Raw genomic sequence first — 16569 nt, 5'->3', positions numbered from 1 at the left:
GCCGGCCGGGCGAACCGCAGGCTTGCGGCGAGCCGCGCCGCCGCCCGCCCAGGCCCCTGTTTCTGGCTCAGGCCTTCAGCGTCTCGGCACGGATCGGCAGGCTGCGCACCCGCTTGCCCGTGGCCGCGAACACCGCGTTGGTCACGGCCGGGGCGATGGGCGGCGTGCCCGGCTCGCCGATGCCGCCCGGCGCTTCGCCGCTCTGGATGATGCGCACGTCCACATGCGGCGTGGCGTCGAAACGCAGCACGCGGTAGGTGTCGAAATTCGCCTGCACCACGCCGCCGTCGCGTAGGCGTATGCCGTCAAGCAGCGCCGCCGACAGGCCGTACACGATGGCGCTTTCCATCTGCGCCTGCACGGTGTTGGGGTTGACCACCTGCCCGCAGTCCACCGCGCAGCTCACGCGGTGCACCGTCACCTCGCCGGCCGGGTTCACCGACACCTCGGCCACCTGCGTCACGGTGCTGCCGAAGCCGCGGTGCATGGCGATGCCATGGAAATGCCCCGCCGGCAGCGGCTTGCCCCAGCCGGCCATCGCGGCCGCGGTGTCCAGGGTCTGCAGCGCCCGTTTGTCGCGGCCCAGCAGGGCGCGGCGGAAGCGGTAGGGGTCCTGCCCGGCGGCGTGGGCGATTTCGTCCATGAACGATTCCACCGTGAAGCCGTTGATCGAATGCCCCACCGAACGCCAGAACCCCACCGGCACCGGCGTGTTGCACATCACGTAGCGCGTCTCGGCGTTCGGCAGCGCGTAGGGCAGCTCCACCGCGCCGTCCACCGCCCCCATGTCGAGCCCGTTGCGCACGCGCGAGGGGAACACCCGCGCCATGATGGACGGCCCCACCACCTTGTGGCTCCAGGCCCGCAGCGTGCCGTCCGCGCCCAGCGCCGCGCGCATCAGCGCCAGATTCGCCGGGCGGTAGAAGTCGTGCCGCATGTCGTCCTCGCGCAGCCACACCACTTTCACCGGGCGCGCAACCGCCTTGGAAATTTCCACCGCCTGGGCCACGAAGTCCTGCTCGAAGCGCCGGCCGAAGCCGCCGCCGAGGAAAGTGGTGTGCACGTGAATGGCCGTCTCCGGCAGCCCGGTGATGCGGCTCGCCGTGCCCTGGTTGAAGGTCTGCGCCTGGGTCGGCGCCCAGATGTCGCAGCGGTCCTTCTGCACGTGCGCGGTGCAGTTCATCGGCTCCATCGTGGCGTGGGCGAGGAAGGGTAGGGTGTAGCTGGCCTCCACCAGCTTGCCGCCGGGCGCCTGCGCGGCGGCCACGGCGGCATCGCCCGCGCCGACCTTCCAGGCCCGCACCCCCGGCTCCTGCGCCGCTTTGTGCAACAGCGCGGCGATGGCGGCGTCGTCCAGCCGCGCGTTGGGCCCCAGGTCCCAGGTGATCTTCAGCGCGTCGCGCCCCTTCTTGGCGGTCCAGAAATCGTTCGCCACCACCGCCACACCGCTGCTGATGGGCAGCACAGCATGCACGCCCGGGATGGCGCGCGCCGCGCGGTCGTCCACGTGCGCGAGCTTGCCGCCGAACGCCGGGCATTGCGTCACCGAGGCCACCAGCATGCCCGGCACCTGCACGTCGATGCCGAACACCGCCTGCCCATTGGTCTTGGGCGCGGCGTCCACGCGGGGCACCGGCTTGCCGATCAGGGTGTAGTTCTTCGGATCCTTCAGCTTCACCTGATCGGGCACCGGCAGCCTGGCCGCCGCCGCGGCCAGCGCGCCGAAACCCGCCTTGCGGCCTTGCGGGCCGACCACCGCGCCGGCCTTGGCGTGGCAGTCGCCCGGCGCCACCTTCCACTGCGCCGCGGCGGCGGCCACCAGCATGGCGCGGGCCGTGGCGCCGGCGTGGCGCAAGGGCTGCCACGACTGGCGCACGCTGGTGCTGCCGCCCGTGCCCTGCTGGCCGAACGCCGGGGTGGACGGCGCCTGCTCGATGCGCACCGCGGCCCAGTCCGCGTCCATTTCCTCGGCCAGCAGCATGGGCATCGCGGTCATCACGCCCTGGCCCATTTCCGACTTGGCCACCCACAGCGTGACCACGCCGTCCGGCGTGAGACGGATGTAGGCGTTCGGCGCGAAGCCCGGCGGGCCTGCGCCGTGCGTGCCGCTGACCAGCGCGGCGGCCTGCGCCAGGCGCTCGCGCACCGGCAGCTCGAACGCCAGCAGCAGTCCGCCGCCGGCCAGCGCCGACACCTGGATGAAACGCCGCCGCGAGAGGCGCCGACGCGCCGGCGAAACCTCGGAATCCTTGCGCGTGTCCATGGCCTTACCCCTTGTGCAGCGCGGCGGCCGCCTGGTGGATGGCGGCGCGAATGCGTTGATAGGTGCCGCAACGGCAGATGTTGCCGTTCATGAAGTCCGTGATCTGCGCATCCGTGGGCTTGGGCGTTTGCCGCAGCAGCACCGTGGCCGCCATGATCTGGCCCGACTGGCAGTAGCCGCATTGCGGCACCTCGGCCGCGATCCATGCCTCCTGCACGGCCTTGGCCTCGGGTCCTTGCACGCCCTCGATGGTGGTGACTTTGCTGCCCGCCGCGGACGAAACCGGAGTCTGGCAGGAACGCACCGGCTGCCCGTCCAGATGCACGGTGCAGGCGCCGCAGGCCGCGATGCCGCAGCCGTACTTGGTGCCCATCAGCTTCAGGTGATCCCGAATCACCCACAGCAGCGGGGTGTCGGGGCTGACGTCCAGTTCGTGGACCTTGCCGTTGACGTCGAGCTTGATCATGGCGCGTTGCCCTCCAGGTAAAGCCGCGGTGGCACTGGGCGGCGTGGGGTCCCGCGCCGCGAAATCGTGCAAGCAGCGGCCGCCCTGCCAACTGCCGGCAAGCCGCGGCAGCAACTCAACGCATCTTAGGCAAAAAGCGCCCATTCCGTTGGGACGCATTTTGACTGCCAAGGCACGCAGCGCCGAGGCTATGCGGCAAGCTGGTGCCCCAACCTGAGAAGCCGTTCTGGGCGCCGAGCCAGCACGTCAAATCTGGTTACGCCTGCGTGATGTGCCCGCTTGTGGGCCCGCTCGGGCCAACCTTATGCTGGGCGCCAACCAGACCGCAGCGGCTGGCTCCACAAGACCTGGCACAACCCCTACACCCACAACGACCGATGAAAACAGCGCTGCTTGTGATCGACGTTCAACAAGGCCTCTGCGAGGGCGAGCACGCCGCCTTCGCCTCACAAGAGGTCATCGGCCGCATCAATCAGGTTGCCGAGAAGGCTCGTGCGGCAGGCGCACTGGTCGTGCTCGTGCAGCACGAGTCCAGCACCGGAGAGCTCATGCACGGAACACGCGGTTGGCAGCTCGCCCATGGACTCCACACAGCTCCTTCGGATTTGCGCATTCGCAAAACAACCCCGGACTCTTTCCACCGCACAGTGCTGACCGACACCCTCACGCAGCATGCCGTGACCGACCTGGTCATTTGCGGCATGCACACCGAGTTCTGCGTGGACACCACCACGCGCCGCGCGTTGGCACTCGGCTACCCCGTGGTGCTGGTGGAAGACGCCCACACCACCGAGGGTTCGGCGCTTCTGAGCGCCGCGCAAATCATCCAGCACCACAACCACACACTGACAAACATCGAAAGTTTCGGCCCGCGAGTCCGCGCCATCCCGGCAGAGGGTGTGGTCTTTGGGGCCGAACCATCGAGGGGACATTGATGCTTTTCATGGTGATCGAGTGGTTTGAAGGCAACGACAGCTCCCTGTTTACAAGGCGCGTGAGAGACGAAGGGCACGGACTGCCGGAGGGGCTGAAATACGTCGCCAGTTGGATCGAGCCCAGCTTTGCGCGCTGCTTTCAACGGATGGAGTGCGATGACTTGCGGCTTCTCCAGGCTTGGGTGCTGCAAATAACCAAAGCGGCCCAAGCTCACTCTATAGAGAAAATTGCAAAATAGTTGCATTATAGAAATGTATTTCATTAATATATAGATGAGTTTTAATATAAAAGTTATGATTATTTCTGTAATGTTAGACATAATTTCATTATTTACAATTATAGCATTTTATTGTTCCATCATCTATCGACTCGCATACCCTAACTCGTCGAATGACTATGGAGTTAGCATTTTTGAGCTTTATATGCTAATTCCAACTGTGACTGCCATTTTATGGATTTTATGGCGAACAATTAAACGATTTAAGCCGAACTCGCGAATTCTTGCCTTTCTCCTTGCGATAAAACCATGGCAACGACTTTTGGTGGCATTGATCGGGGCGTGTATTCTTGGCGTGACATCTGAACTTCTCGCAAATATCTTGCGAGGACATTAAATTATGGTGATCGAGCGGTTTGAAGGCAACGACAGCTCCCTGTTTACAGGCGCGTGAGAGACGAAGGGCACGGACTGCCGGAGGGGCTGAAATACGTCGCCAGTTGGATCGAGCCCAGCTTTGCGCGCTGCTTTCAACGGATGGAGTGCGGTGATTTGCGGCTTCTCCAGGCTTGGGTGCTGCACTGGCGGGGCACAGGGGCAACTTTCGAAATTGTTCCCGTTGTCGAAAGCGCGCAAACACGGGAACTGGTTGCGCCTTACTTGGACAAAGTGCCCACCCAGCGATGAACCCAAGACGAGTGCACAAGCTGATGCTGGACCACTTCGTGGAACCCCCTCTGACGCTCGATTGGGCCATTGTGGCGGACGGCCAGGGCTTGCGGGGAAGTCGGCTTGCCGACGGTCTGCGCCGGCATTTCGGGCAGGACTCGCTGGTCATCGAGGTAAGTCGCAAGGAGGGGGCGATGCTCCCGACCGAGGACGCCATGGCCTACATCGAAAAGCATGTTCTTCGCGGCAGCATCAAAATTGCAAACCGCGCCTTCACCGCGTTCTATATGGTCGCGAGCAACGGCGTGGCCGGTGGCTGGACCATGCCGGGAAACCACGCAGCCGCTTCATCAGCCGATGGCACGGCACAAGGCATGCTTGAGGCTGACTGACTGCGCTTGACGGCGGGCGCCTCACTCAGCAGCGGGTGTGCCTGCCCGATGTCGGTCGTTCGCGCATCGTGTTTTCGCAATGAGCTTGTGTGGCGCGCCCATTCAAAGCTGGCGCCTGCAAAGGCGCGGAATTGGCGCTACCTTCGCTCCTGTTCATGTCTATGACATGGGCTTCACCCGAGGCGCCATGTCGCCGGGTACGGCTGTGCGCGCGCCATAGCAGCCCGGGCCTTTAGCGGCTAGGCCCGCAAGCCCTGCACGACGCCGCACCCAGCCCCGTCCATTCCACAACCCGCACTTTTTCAAAGGATGCGTCATGTCAATTTTGTTTTCTGAAACCACCCTCGGTCCGTTGAAACTGCAGAACCGCCTGGTCATGGCGCCGCTCACGCGCAGCCGCGCCACCGGCAACATTCCCAACGCGCTGATGGCGGAGTACTACGCGCAGCGCGCCTCGCTCGGGCTCATCATCGCCGAAGGCACCTCGCCTTCGCCCAACGGCCTGGGCTACCCGCGCATTCCCGGTGTGTTCTCCGACGCGCAGGTGGCCGGCTGGAAGCTCGTGACCGACGCCGTGCACGCCAAGGGCGCCAAGATGTTCCTGCAGCTCATGCACTGCGGGCGCATCGCCCATCCGCTGAACCTGCCCGCCGGCGCGCGCGTGCTGGCGCCCTCGGCGGTGGTCGCTCCCGGCGAGATGTACACCGACGCCGAAGGCCTGAAGCCGCACCCCGTGCCCCAGGCCATGACCGAGGCCGACATCAAGACCGCCATCGCCGAGTACGCCGCGGCGGCGAAGAACGCCGTGGCGGCCGGGTTCGACGGCGTGGAGCTGCACGCCGCCAATGGCTACCTGCTGGAGCAGTTCATCCGCCCCAACACCAACCAGCGCAGCGACGCCTACGGCGGCTCCATCGAGAACCGCGCGCGCTTCGTGCTGGAGGTGGTGGACGCGGCCATCGCCGCCATCGGCAAGGACAAGGTGGGCATCCGCCTCTCGCCCTACGGCGTGTTCAACGACATGCCCGTGTACGACGGCATGGACGCCGACTACACCTACCTGGCGCAGCAGCTCGACGCGCGCGGCGTGGTGTACGTTCACCTGGTGGACCACTCGCCCATGGGCGCGCCGCCGGTGCCCGACGCCATCAAGGCCATGTTCCGCAAGACCTTCAAGCGCACGCTCATCCTCTCCGGCGGCTACGACGCCGCCCGCGCCGAGAGCGACCTGGCCGCCGGCAAGTGCGACTTGATCGCGGTGGGCCGCCCCATCCTGGCCAACCCGGACCTGCTGGCGCGCTGGAAGGCCGGTGCCGCCTTGAACGCCCCGGACATGGACACGTTCTACACCCCCGGCGCCAAGGGCTACACCGACTANGCGGCGCCCGCCGTGAGGCGGCGCGGCCGCGCGGCATGTGTTGGCGGGGCGCGCCCCGAATGGCGCCGCGCCCCGGCCTTGAACGCCGGGCCTGCCGGCACGCCCGCTTGACCTGGCGCGGTGCCCGCCGCAAGCCGGCCTGCGTATGCTGTGCCCATGGCCGGCGGCAAGCGCTCCGGCACGGCACATCCCGCCCCTTGCTCCCCAGCGCATCAAGCCACGTGAACCGCGACACCCCCTATGCCGGCCTGACCCCCGATCGCATCCTCGACGCCATCGACAGCCTCGGCCTGCGCTGCGACGGCAGGCTGCTGCAGTTGAACAGTTTCGAGAACCGCGTCTACCAAGTGGGGTTCGAAGACGGTAGCCAGCGCATCGCCAAGTTCTACCGCCCCGGCCGCTGGAATGACGCGGCCATTTTCGAAGAGCATGCCTTCACCCTCGAGCTTGCGGAACGCGAAGTTCCCGCCGTGCCGCCGCTGGCGTTTGGCGGGCAAACGCTGCACCACCACGGCGGCCACCGCTTCGCGCTGTTCGCCAGGCAGGGCGGCAGAACGCCCGAGATCGAACAGGACGAGATCCTCGAATGGCTGGGGCGTTTCCTCGGCCGCATCCATGCCGTCGGTGCAAGCGCCACGTACCAGGCCCGGCCCGCGCTCGACATGCAAAGCTTCGGCACCGAGCCGCGCGAATTTCTGGTGGCCGGTGACTGGCTGCCCGAGGAACTGCGCCTGGCATGGACCAGCGTCGCCGACCAGGCGCTCGATGGCGTGCGCAGCGCCTACGAGCGCGCCGGCAACGTTCAGATGCTGCGCCTGCATGGCGACTGCCACCCCGGCAACCTGCTGTGGACCGACGACGGCCCGCATTTCGTCGACTTCGACGACAGCCGTAGCGGCCCCGCCATTCAGGACCTGTGGATGCTGCTCTCCGGCGGCGAGGACGACATGCGGCGCCAACTCTCCGCGCTGCTGCGCGGCTACGAAATGTTCCGTGAATTCGACGACCGCGAGAAACACCTCGTCGAAGCCCTGCGCACCCTGCGCCTCATCCATTACAGCGCCTGGATCGCCCGCCGCTGGCACGACCCCGCCTTCCCCGCCGCCTTCCCCTGGTTCGGCACCCCGCGCTACTGGCAGGACCGCATCCTCGAACTGCGCGAGCAGGTCGCGCTGATGCAGGAACCGCCGCGAATTTGACGCTTGGTTTTGCCTACTTTGGACGGCTGGGTGCGTCAACGTGGACACTGGTCGATGTTCGGCATCCGGCTGTTCTCGGCCTATTGTGTTGAAAAACTCCCAGTCGCGGTCCGATGTCACTTTTCAGTGGGTCCTCCAACCCTTACCAGGACGCCGATCGCCGCCCCTGGATCGATCTGAGAGGTCGACCTTGATGCCTTTGAGGCTCCGCGCAGCGAGAACCGAGTTTTTCAACAGAATTGGCCATGAACGGTCATTGTGAAATCGTTCGATAGCCATCGTGGCGATCAAGAGGGGTGACAACGCATTCTCATGCGGCAAAAACGCCGGTCAACTCACCTGAAGTGCCACCCTGCAAGGCCCTGAATTTGGGCGATTAGACAATTTGGCGCAAAATGCCTCGTTTTTGGATTTGCGCCAGCATGGGCATCAACCCAGGATAGATGACAGGGTTAGCGCATCATCGTGGGACGGAAAACTGCACAGCAGTGCCTTGAAAGCGTGGAGTCATGCGGGTTGCAGGATCGCAAGGCCCTCGCCAGCACTACCGTTCTTTGTGTTTATCGTGTCGGATAATCTGGCCGTGTGGCTTATCCGACGGTCTACATTACTACAAGGGCTTCCCCTCGAAAGTCAAACACCGATCCAGCCGTGAAGCATCGCAGCGCGATAGATCACGGAGCGGACGTTGGATGACGGTTTTCCACCCTCAGCGCCAGGCCTGCGTTGCTCACAGAGCAAGGGATGCGGACAGCGAAACTACAAACGGTCATGGATGCTGCTTGAATAGCAGCGGACCCTGATGAAAGACGCGCGCGGGGGACCCATTCGTTAGCCGAGGAGGGTCGATGCTTGCATCGACCCTGGACTCCTTGAGTTAAACGGTCACGCCCCGCGCAGGTCCAACCTTGACTCATCAACGGCGGCGGCTGCACGCGGTGGTGGAAATCGAATCAAATCTCCTCTTGTTGGCTGATGTGTTCGGTTGAGCCGCTCGGTGCTCAGGTCGGCAATCTGAAATCCTCGCCCCGACTGAGCACCGCCCAGCACATGCGGGCGTTCTTGGCCGCAATCGCCACCACGGCCTTCCAGTAGCCGCGTCGCTGCGCCAGCGCCGTGGCCCAGCGGCTGATCGGGTCGCTCTTGTTCTTGGCTGCCGCCAGCACCGCTCTGGCACCCAGCACCAGTAAGCTGCGCAGGTACGGGTCGCCGGCCTTGGTGATGCGGCCCAGACGCTGCTTGCCGCCCGAGCTGTACTGGCCGGGCACCAGACCGAGCCAGGCACACAGTTGGCGCCCGCATTTGAAGTCTCGGCCATTGCCGATGGTGCTCAAGAGCGCGGTGGCCGTGATCTCCCCAACCCCCGAGAGCTGCATCAGGCGCTGTGCTTCGGCGCTTTGGCGGGCCATGGCTCGGATGTGCTGGTCGTACTGGGCGACGCGTTCATCGAGCCGGGTGACCTCGCTCAACAGATCCCCGATCACGGTATTGGCCCAGCCCGGCAGATCTTCCAGGCGGGCCAAGGCCTCGCGACGCACCACAGCCGCCTTCAACGGCAGCACGATGCCCAGCTCCGAGAGCAGGCCGCGGATGCGATTGAGCGTGGCCGTGCGTTGCTCGATAAAACCCTGGCGGGCACGGTGCACCAGCAACTGGCCTTGCTGCTCGATGCTCTTGATGGGCACGAAGCGCATGCTGGGCCGGGTGATGGCCTCGCAGATGGCGGCGGCGTCCGCCGCATCGTTCTTGCCGCGCTTGCCCGAGAGGCGGTAAGGGGTGACGAATTTGGGCGCTATCAGGCGCACGGTGTGGCCGAACTTCTGAAACTCGCGTGCCCAGTGGTGGGCGCCGGAGCACGCCTCCATGCCGACGAGGCAGGGTGGCAGTGCGGCGATGAGTTCGAGCAGTTTGGCCCGCGGCACAGTGGGGCGAACCAACACCGCTTTGCCTGCGGCGTCCACGCCGTGAACCGCAAAGACGTTCTTGGCAAGATCAATTCCGATGGTGACAATGCGCATGGCCTTCCCCTTCCACAAAACGAGTGAGTTGATGAGAGATCGCACTTCCCATCGTGGCACCTCGATGCCGTACCACGCAACTGCGCGGATCACTCGGGACGGGGAAGTCCCTTTCATTCGTTAGGTCTCGCACCCCGCTACAGTGCCGGTCATGCCTGCTTTCGACCAGACCACCTTGCGCACCGAGAGCCTGCTCTTGCGCCCTCTGCGCGAGTCCGATGCGCCTGCTCTATTCGGGATCTTTTCCGATCCTCGCGTGACACGCTATCTGAGCAGACCTTCCTTGCCAAACATTGCCATTGCTCACGAACGCATCGCCAGGGATGTTGAGGCAATGAGCGCCGGTCGCTACGCCTGTTTCGGGATCGAGCAAACAGTCGATGGAAGGCTGCTCGGGGAATGCTCCCTGTTCAATCTACAGGAGCAGTGCCGTCGCGCCGAGATCGGCTACACGCTGGCCTTTGAAGCCTGGGGCAAGGGCTACATGAACGAGGCGTTGAATGCGCTCTTGGAGTTTGGGTTCTCCGAACTCGGGCTAAACCGAGTGGAAGCCGATATCGACCCCAGAAACCTCCGGTCTGCCAAGAGTCTGGAGCGCCTTGGCTTCAAGAAGGAGGGGCACCTCCGAGAGCGATGGATCGTTGCAGGAGAGGTTTCCGATTCAGGCCTATACGGGCTGCTGGCGAGCGAATGGATATCGAGAGGTCGCAATGGGCAAAGCAGCGAGACCTAACCCTTCCATCGAGCGGACGTCCGCAAGCGGGCTTCGCCCACTTGTTGATTCATTTCCAAAACTGGGCCATTTGGGGACGCGTTCACGTTGAAATCTGAGCCACGTTGCCGCTCTATCGTGCTGAGTTTTTCAGCACAGGGGAGCAGGAGTGATCAACGTGAGCACATTGAGCAAGTTGCGCCGCCTCGTGCTGAGGCAGGACGTGTCGGTGCGCGAGGCCAGCCGCAGGCTGGGCATCTCGCGCAACACAGCCACCAAGTGGCTCAAAGATGGTCAGATGACCGAGCCCAGATACCCTCAACGGGTGTCAGGTCCCAGCATCCTGGATCCGTACAAGGAGCAGTTGAGCCAGTGGCTCAAAGCCGATAGCCATCGCAGCAAACGCGATCGGCGCGGGATCAAGGCGATGTTTGAAGCGCTGCGGGCGCAGGGCTACAGCGGCAGCCGGGGGCCGGTGTACACATTTGCCCAGCGCTGGCAGCAAGAGCAAGGCAACGCGGCACGCGGCGCGGGGTTTATACCGCTGAGCTTCGAGTTGGGCGAGGCGTTCCAGTTCGACTGGAGCTGCGAGTACCTCTTCATCGGTGGGCTGCGTCGCCGCCTGGAGGTGGCACACACCAAGCTGGCGGCCAGTCGTGCCTTCTGCCTGGTGGCGTACTACAGCCAGGCGCACGAGATGCTGTTCGATGCGCACGCGCGCGCGTTCGCTCTCTTCGGTGGCGTGCCCCGGCGGGGCATCTACGACAACATGAAGACGGCGGTGGACAAGGTCGGCCAGGGCAAGCAGCGCAGCGTCAACGCGCGCTTTGAGGCCATGACCGGGCACTATCTGTTCGAGCCGGAGTTCTGCAACCGGGCCGCCGGCTGGGAGAAGGGGGTCGTCGAGAAGAACGTTCAGGATCGGCGCAAGGACATCTGGCGCGAGGCCAGTGAACGGCGCTGGGGATCGCTTGGCGAGTTCAACGACTGGTTGCAGCAGGCCTGTGTGAAGGCCTGGGCCGAGATGAGCCACCCTGAATGGACGCAGCTCACGGTGGCCGATGTCTGGCAGGACGAACGGGTTCGCCTCATGCCCAACCCCCGAGCGTTTGATGGCTATGTGGAGCAGCCGGTTCGGGTCTCTGCCACTTCGCTGATCCACTTCCAGCGCAACCGCTATAGCGTGCCGTGCGAATGGATCCACGCGGTGGTCAGCTTGCGGGCCTATGCCGATGGTCTGCTGGTGGTCGGGCCTGACGGGCGACAGGTGCGCCTGGCGCGCAGCTTCGAGCGGGATCAGACGCTCTACGACTGGATGCACTACATCGCGCTGATCGAGCGCAAGCCCGGCGGGCTGCGTAACGGCGCACCCTTCAAGACCATGCCCGAACCCCTGCAGGAGCTGCAGCGCCAGTTGCTGCGCCACAGCGGTGGTGACAGGGTGATGGCGCAGGTGCTCATGGGCGTGAGCCTGCACGGCTTGGAGGCCGTGTTGGTGGCGGTGGAGCTGGCGCTGCAGTCCGGGCGGGTGAGTGCCGAGCATGTGCTCAACGTGCTATCGCGCTTGCAGGAGCAGCGCATGCCCGAGCCACCTGTGGCCACGAGGCTCACGCTCAACACGCCGCCACTGGCCAACCTGCAGCGTTACGACGCACTGCGCAGCCTCCCGCTTCACGAGGCTTCACCGGAGTCCGACCATGCATGACGTCATGGATGCCTTCAAGGCGCTGGGCTTGCATGGCATGGCCAGTGCATGGCCGGAGGTGCTGGGAACCGCCCGCATGAAGTCGCTTGATCACGAGGCCGTGCTGCACCAGCTCATCAAGGCCGAGACCGCGCAGCGCGAGGTGCGCTCCATGGCTTACCAGATGCGCGTGGCGCGGTTCCCATCGCACCGCGATCTCGCTGGCTTTGACTTTGCTCACACGCCAATCGATGAGGCGTTGGTGCGCCAGCTGCACACCCTTGGCTTCGTGGACTCGGCGCACAACGTGGTGCTGGTCGGCGGCCCCGGAACGGGCAAAACCCACCTGGCCACGAGCCTGGGAATCGAGGCCATCCGCATGCATGGCAAGCGGGTGCGCTTCTTCTCCACGGTGGAGCTGGTCAATGCCCTGGAGCTGGAGAAGGCGCAGAACAAGTCTGGGCAAATGGCACACCGGCTGATGTACGTCGATCTGGTGATCCTGGATGAACTGGGCTACCTGCCGTTCACGCAATCAGGCGGCGCGATGCTGTTCCACCTGCTCTCCAAACTGTACGAGCGAACGAGCGTGGTGATCACCACCAACCTCACCTTCTCGGAATGGAGCAGCGTCTTCGGCGACGCCAAGATGACCACGGCTTTGCTCGACCGCCTCACGCACCACTGCCACATCGTGGAGACCGGCAATGAGAGCTGGCGATTCAAGCATTCCAGTGCCGCTGGCGCGGCACCACCAAAGCCACGCGGCAAAGCGCAGAAAGGAGATCGAAAAACAGCAGACCCGATAGACTTATCCACAACCGAGTAGCCAAAACATCCATCAACCCAGTGGCTCAGCATTCGACGTGATCACTGGCTCAGTTGTGCCGATGAATCAACAAGCTACTCGACCGGTGTGCGTTTCACGCTGGGTAACATCGAGCTACCGGCGCACATCGAGCGCCTGCGCAGTGCCGAAAAGGTTGATCTGGTCGTGGTGCTGTCACATCTTGGTTTTGCGCAAGACGCCAAGCTCGCCGCCGAAGTCTCCGGCATCGACGTGCTCATCAGCGGCCACACGCACAACCGCCTGTATCGGCCGGTCTGGGTCGGCAGCACGCCGATCATCCAATCAGGCTGCCACGGCTCGTTCGTCGGGCGGCTCGACCTGACGGTCAGCGGTCGCAAGGTGGTGGATGTGCGACACGAACTCGTGTGCGTGGACGAGCAGATCGCGCCCGACCCCGAAATGGCGTGCAGAGTGCAGGAAGCGGTCGCGCCGCACCGTAAATTCCTCGACCAGGTCGTTGGCCAGGTGCGCAGTCCGCTGGACCGGGCGACCTCGCTCGAAGCGACGATGGACAACGTACTGCTCGACGCAATAGCCAGCGCTGCAGGCACGCCGCTGGCCTTTTCGAACGGCTGGCGCTACGGCGCGCCAATCCTGCCCGGCGCGGTGACGATGGAGCACCTGTGGAACATCGTGCCGACCGCGCCGCCGATCTCGACGATCGAACTCACTGGCGACGAACTACGCGCGATGCTCGAGGCCAATCTCGAACGCACCTACGCGGCCGATGCGTACTGCCAGATGGGCGGCTTTGTGAAGCGCTGCCGCGGCCTGAACCTGTACTTCAAGATGGAGAACCCGAAGGGCCACCGCATCGAAGATCTGCTCATCGGCGGCAGCCCCATCCACGGTGGCAGGGTCTATCGCGCCGCAATGCTGGGAGAGCAAGGCGTGCCGAAGAAGTACGGCAGCAACCGGCAGAAGATCGAGGTCGATGCGATCCAGGCCTTGCAGCAGTTGTTTGCGAGCCCCCGCCAGGTCCGAGGCAACCGGCGCGGCAGCGTGGTGGCTATTTGATAAACCCTGTAAGGCGGATCAAGCGGAATAACTCGGGACATAGCATGACGCCCAACTCTTCGTTCCAGCGGACTGCCTTCGGCAGCCGCTGAACTCGAACGCTACGCAAACCACCGTTTTTGAGAACTATTGCTTCGGCCCGATGAAGTCAGCATTTTTCGCTACCTTCGCCGCAGAGTAGATGCGTAGAAAAGTTCAAACTTCAGAGGGCCGGATCAATAAGGCAATCGAGGATGCCGCGCTCATCAATCAACGGGTTGGCGCCCTCTGAATCCAGTCTCGATTGATGGTGCCCGCCTGGTTCAATGTCAGTGGGTTTTGAGAGGCAGCGGTGTCTATCACTGGCCGCTTCACATGTGGCGACCGACTCCTGTGGGTCGAGAACCGACCCCTAACCCCCGCCAGATCGACTCTCCAGCCGCAACCCAAAAAAACGGCGGGTGAGGCACCCGCCGAAAGTTTGCTCGCTCGCTTGAAGACCACCCCGGCCCTGCCGTGACGGGGTGGAGGGGAAACCGGCGGGGCCGCCGGCTTGTGCGTCAGCCCATTTCCACGGGCACGAAGATGCGGTTGTTGCCGCGCTGAATGAGCAGGGCCACGGTCTTGCCGGCGCTCTTGAGGATGCTGCGCACCTGCTGCACGCTGTCCACCGGCTGGCCGTCCACGGCGAGCAGGATGTCGCCGGACTGCACGCCGGCTTCCTGCGCGGGGCCGGACACGTTTTCCACCAGCAGGCCGTGATGCACGTCGGCCTGTTGTTCCTCGGTGGGCTTGAGCGGGCGCACCTGCAGGCCGAGGCCGTGGCCGTTGACGCCCGGGCCGGCGTCGGCCAGCACCATATTGCTGCCGAAGCTGCCCAGCGTGGCGGTGACGGTGGACTCGCGGTGGTTGCTCCACACGCCGAGCTTGACGGCCTGGCCGGGGTGCATCAGGCCGATCATCATCGGCAGGTCCGCCGAGTCGTTCACCGGCTCGCCGTTGACGCTGAGGATGATGTCACCAGCCTTGAGCCCGGCCTTGGCCGCCGGGCTGTCCTTGGACACGTTGGCCACCAGCGCGCCGCGCGGGGTCTGCAGGCCGAAGGAGTTGGCCAGCTGCTGCGTCACGGTCTGCACCGCGATGCCCAGCTTGGCGTGCTCCACGCGGCCGCTCTGGATGATTTGCTTGGCCACGGCTTCGGCCACGTTGATGGGGATGGCGAAGGACAGGCCCTGGAACGCGCCGGTCTGGGTGAAGATCTGCGAGTTGATGCCGACCACCTCGCCCTTGGTGTTGAACAGCGGGCCGCCGGAGTTGCCGGGGTTCACGGCCACGTCGGTCTGGATGAAGGGCACCATGTCGTCGTCGGGCAGCGAACGGCTCTTGGCGCTGACGATGCCGGCGGTGACGGTGTTGTAGAAACCGTAGGGCGAGCCGATCGCCAGCACCCAGTCGCCGACGTCGAGGTTGGCCGGGTTGCCTACGCGCACGGTGGGCAGGTTCTTGGCGGGAATCTTCACCACGGCGATGTCGGTCTTGGTGTCGTAGCCCAGCACCTTGGCCTTGTACGTGCGGCGGTCGGTGAGGGTGACGGTGACCGATTTGGCGCCCTTGACGACGTGGGCGTTGGTCAGGATCAGGCCGTCGGAGCTGATGATGAAGCCCGAGCCCAGTCCCTCCGTGGGCACTTCGCGCGGCTGCTGGTTCTGGAACTGCTGGAAGAACTGGAAGAAGGGCGAGTTGCGCAGTTGCGGCGGCACCTGCGTCATGTCGGCCGAGGTGGTGGTGGTTTCGCCGCGCACGTTGATGTGCACGACGGTCGGGCCGAATTCCTTCACGATGGTGGAGAAGTTCGGCCCGCCCACCGCGGCGGTCTGCACCGCGGCGGCCGGCGGGTTGTTGAACAGGGGAACCGCCTTGTGGTCGAGTTCCACATGCTGCGCGGGCAGCCCGGCGTAGCTGAGCTGGTAGGCCATGAACCCGCTGCCGCCGATGATGCCGGCCGCCGCGAGCGCGGCCCAAAGTTTTCTGGATTTCATCGTGAACCTCCGTGATTGATCTGATGCCGATCCGAAGCAATTCGATCTTGCTTGGGCTGAATGATCCTTGCTTCGGCTTAGATCTGCCTTAAGTGCCCGTTGCGGCTTGTTGCGCATCCGTTGGCGGTGGGCGATGCGGTAGGCGCGTGTACAGGCCCCAATCCGGCTGATGTCACATTTGCTCACATTGGCATGCGCGGGCCTGTCGCTGCGCGCGGCGCCGGCTTCGTTATGGCCGTCAATGCATGCAGCAACCGATCCATCCACGCAACAGGAGCTCGAACCATGAACGTCAGATCACGATTCAACAAGGCCATGCTCGGCGCTTTCGCCCTGGGCGCGCTGCTCTGCGCGACGGCCGCGCATGCGCAGACCGGCTGGGAGCGGGCGCATCCGCGGCGCGACCAGGTGTTGGACCGCACGCGCCATTTGAACCTGCGCATCGCGCATGAACGCCGCGAGGGCGAACTCACGGCCTCGCAAGCCCGGGACCTGCACGGCGCGGTGCGCCAGACACGGCTCGAGCAGCGGGCCATGGCCCATGCGAACGGCGGCTACATCACCAAGGCGCAACAGGCTGGCCTGAACCAGCAGGAAAACGCCATCAGCCGGCAGATCGGGCGATGAGAGGCCTTGCCATGCCGCACACCTTGGGGCGGCGCCTGCGCCTGGCCGTGGTCTCGGTCGGCTCGGCTGCCGCGCTGGCCGGCTGCTACGTGGTGCCGGCGGCGCCGCCCGGGCCGCCGCCCG

General features: G+C 64.6%; 13 protein-coding genes and 2 pseudogenes. 11 read left to right on the top strand and 4 right to left on the bottom strand.

Features of this window, described 5'->3' with window-relative positions:
* Positions 1-67: 67 nt before the first annotated feature.
* Both THIARS_RS09670 and THIARS_RS09665 read right to left on the bottom strand, forming a co-directional pair.
* Entirely contained in the window at positions 68-2263 is a 2196-nt protein-coding gene (locus THIARS_RS09670) for a xanthine dehydrogenase family protein molybdopterin-binding subunit (protein WP_094160758.1), read from the bottom strand.
* Between the two features lie 4 nt (positions 2264-2267).
* On the bottom strand, positions 2268-2729 hold the full coding sequence (locus THIARS_RS09665) for a (2Fe-2S)-binding protein (protein ID WP_094160757.1): 462 nt from the start codon (positions 2727-2729) through the stop codon (positions 2268-2270).
* 377 nt (positions 2730-3106) lie between these two features.
* On the opposite strand from THIARS_RS09665, the gene THIARS_RS09660 reads away from it, so the two are divergent.
* The 6 genes and pseudogenes from THIARS_RS09660 to THIARS_RS09635 all read left to right on the top strand — a co-directional run bounded on the left by THIARS_RS09660 (position 3107) and on the right by THIARS_RS09635 (position 7520).
* Positions 3107-3664, top strand: coding sequence for a cysteine hydrolase family protein (locus THIARS_RS09660; RefSeq protein ID WP_094160756.1), 558 nt, complete (start codon positions 3107-3109; stop codon positions 3662-3664).
* Positions 3664-3903 carry a DUF3303 domain-containing protein gene (locus tag THIARS_RS09655; RefSeq protein ID WP_094160755.1) on the top strand — a complete coding sequence of 80 codons (240 nt, stop codon included), beginning with the start codon at positions 3664-3666 and terminating at the stop codon, positions 3901-3903. The genes THIARS_RS09660 and THIARS_RS09655 overlap by 1 nt, the downstream gene beginning before the upstream one ends.
* A gap of 417 nt (positions 3904-4320) precedes the next feature.
* Positions 4321-4569: pseudogene (locus THIARS_RS19280) on the top strand (DUF3303 domain-containing protein); the annotation flags it as partial.
* 23 nt (positions 4570-4592) lie between these two features.
* On the top strand, positions 4593-4943 hold the full coding sequence (locus tag THIARS_RS09645) for a hypothetical protein (protein ID WP_141202381.1): 351 nt from the start codon (positions 4593-4595) through the stop codon (positions 4941-4943).
* Between the two features lie 322 nt (positions 4944-5265).
* Positions 5266-6318 (top strand): annotated as a pseudogene (locus THIARS_RS09640) (alkene reductase); the annotation flags it as partial.
* A 224-nt stretch (positions 6319-6542) separates the two neighbouring features.
* Positions 6543-7520 (top strand): serine/threonine protein kinase, encoded by a 978-nt coding sequence (locus tag THIARS_RS09635; protein WP_245845865.1) that lies wholly within the window; start codon positions 6543-6545, stop codon positions 7518-7520.
* 1001 nt (positions 7521-8521) lie between these two features.
* Here THIARS_RS09635 and THIARS_RS09630 read toward each other — a convergent pair.
* Positions 8522-9538: an IS110 family RNA-guided transposase gene (locus THIARS_RS09630; protein ID WP_094160751.1), complete on the bottom strand. Its 1017-nt coding sequence runs from the start codon at positions 9536-9538 to the stop codon at positions 8522-8524.
* A 151-nt stretch (positions 9539-9689) separates the two neighbouring features.
* Between THIARS_RS09630 and THIARS_RS09625 the strand changes: the two genes are divergently transcribed.
* From THIARS_RS09625 to THIARS_RS09610, 4 genes are all read left to right on the top strand, one after another.
* A complete protein-coding gene (locus THIARS_RS09625; RefSeq protein WP_094160750.1) occupies positions 9690-10271 on the top strand; it encodes a GNAT family N-acetyltransferase in 582 nt (193 codons plus the stop codon).
* A gap of 157 nt (positions 10272-10428) precedes the next feature.
* Positions 10429-11955: an IS21 family transposase gene (gene istA / locus THIARS_RS09620; RefSeq protein WP_094158949.1), complete on the top strand. Its 1527-nt coding sequence runs from the start codon at positions 10429-10431 to the stop codon at positions 11953-11955.
* Positions 11948-12763, top strand: a complete 816-nt coding sequence (gene istB / locus THIARS_RS09615) for an IS21-like element helper ATPase IstB (protein WP_094158948.1) — start codon at positions 11948-11950, stop codon at positions 12761-12763. Before istA ends, istB begins: the two co-directional genes overlap by 8 nt.
* An 87-nt stretch (positions 12764-12850) precedes the next feature.
* Positions 12851-13801 (top strand): bifunctional metallophosphatase/5'-nucleotidase, encoded by a 951-nt coding sequence (locus THIARS_RS09610; protein WP_094160749.1) that lies wholly within the window; start codon positions 12851-12853, stop codon positions 13799-13801.
* A gap of 539 nt (positions 13802-14340) precedes the next feature.
* Here THIARS_RS09610 and THIARS_RS09605 read toward each other — a convergent pair.
* Positions 14341-15819: a Do family serine endopeptidase gene (locus THIARS_RS09605; RefSeq protein ID WP_094160748.1), complete on the bottom strand. Its 1479-nt coding sequence runs from the start codon at positions 15817-15819 to the stop codon at positions 14341-14343.
* A gap of 285 nt (positions 15820-16104) precedes the next feature.
* On the opposite strand from THIARS_RS09605, the gene THIARS_RS09600 reads away from it, so the two are divergent.
* Positions 16105-16446 carry a hypothetical protein gene (locus THIARS_RS09600; RefSeq protein WP_245845862.1) on the top strand — a complete coding sequence of 114 codons (342 nt, stop codon included), beginning with the start codon at positions 16105-16107 and terminating at the stop codon, positions 16444-16446.
* Positions 16447-16569 lie beyond the last annotated feature (123 nt).

Origin of the sequence: Thiomonas delicata, assembly GCF_900088825.1 — a bacterium.
Lineage (GTDB): Bacteria > Pseudomonadota > Gammaproteobacteria > Burkholderiales > Burkholderiaceae_C > Thiomonas_A > Thiomonas_A delicata.
Note: the sequence above shows the minus strand (reverse complement) of the source record. Positions and strands in the feature narration are given on the sequence as shown.

Coding starts and splice junctions, on each gene's coding strand:
- THIARS_RS09670 (WP_094160758.1), bottom strand. CDS start 2,263: ATGGACACGCGCAAGGATTCCGAGGTTTCGCCGGCGCGTCGGCGCCTC.
- THIARS_RS09665 (WP_094160757.1), bottom strand. CDS start 2,729: ATGATCAAGCTCGACGTCAACGGCAAGGTCCACGAACTGGACGTCAGC.
- THIARS_RS09660 (WP_094160756.1), top strand. CDS start 3,107: ATGAAAACAGCGCTGCTTGTGATCGACGTTCAACAAGGCCTCTGCGAG.
- THIARS_RS09655 (WP_094160755.1), top strand. CDS start 3,664: ATGCTTTTCATGGTGATCGAGTGGTTTGAAGGCAACGACAGCTCCCTG.
- THIARS_RS09645 (WP_141202381.1), top strand. CDS start 4,593: ATGCTGGACCACTTCGTGGAACCCCCTCTGACGCTCGATTGGGCCATT.
- THIARS_RS09630 (WP_094160751.1), bottom strand. CDS start 9,538: ATGCGCATTGTCACCATCGGAATTGATCTTGCCAAGAACGTCTTTGCG.
- THIARS_RS09625 (WP_094160750.1), top strand. CDS start 9,690: ATGCCTGCTTTCGACCAGACCACCTTGCGCACCGAGAGCCTGCTCTTG.
- istB (WP_094158948.1), top strand. CDS start 11,948: ATGCATGACGTCATGGATGCCTTCAAGGCGCTGGGCTTGCATGGCATG.
- THIARS_RS09605 (WP_094160748.1), bottom strand. CDS start 15,819: ATGAAATCCAGAAAACTTTGGGCCGCGCTCGCGGCGGCCGGCATCATC.
- THIARS_RS09600 (WP_245845862.1), top strand. CDS start 16,105: ATGAACGTCAGATCACGATTCAACAAGGCCATGCTCGGCGCTTTCGCC.